This window comes from Pseudomonas sp. SIMBA_068, assembly GCF_046534705.1.
Classification (GTDB): domain Bacteria; phylum Pseudomonadota; class Gammaproteobacteria; order Pseudomonadales; family Pseudomonadaceae; genus Aquipseudomonas; species Aquipseudomonas putida.
This window is the reverse complement of the sequence record NZ_JAWRYI010001065.1, coordinates 1-253: the sequence shown is the minus strand read 5'-3', so window position 1 is coordinate 253 and position 253 is coordinate 1. Positions and strand designations below refer to the sequence as shown.

Genomic DNA, 253 nt, shown 5'->3' with positions numbered 1-253 from the left:
CCCACAATCAGCCAGAACAGCGGTGCAAGATAAAAACGAAAGTTAATCCACAGCAATGCATTTTGCAGCTCACGCAAATACTCACGTTCGTCGCAGCCTGCCGGGACGCCGTGAATCATGGTGAGTTCGCCAGCCATCGTGGCACGGGCATGGCTATCATTACGTGAAGCAGCTGTCAGATAAGCATGATAATGAAGACGAACTTTACCTGCGCCAATACACAGCAAACCAATCAACAGCCACACCAGTAGCG

At 50.6% G+C, this 253-nt stretch carries 1 protein-coding gene; it reads right to left on the bottom strand.

The features are described 5' to 3' along the window. Window positions 1-236: regulatory signaling modulator protein AmpE (gene ampE / locus SB756_RS32705; protein WP_410913594.1), on the bottom strand; the 236-nt coding region annotated here is incomplete at its 3' end. Window positions 237-253 lie beyond the last annotated feature (17 nt).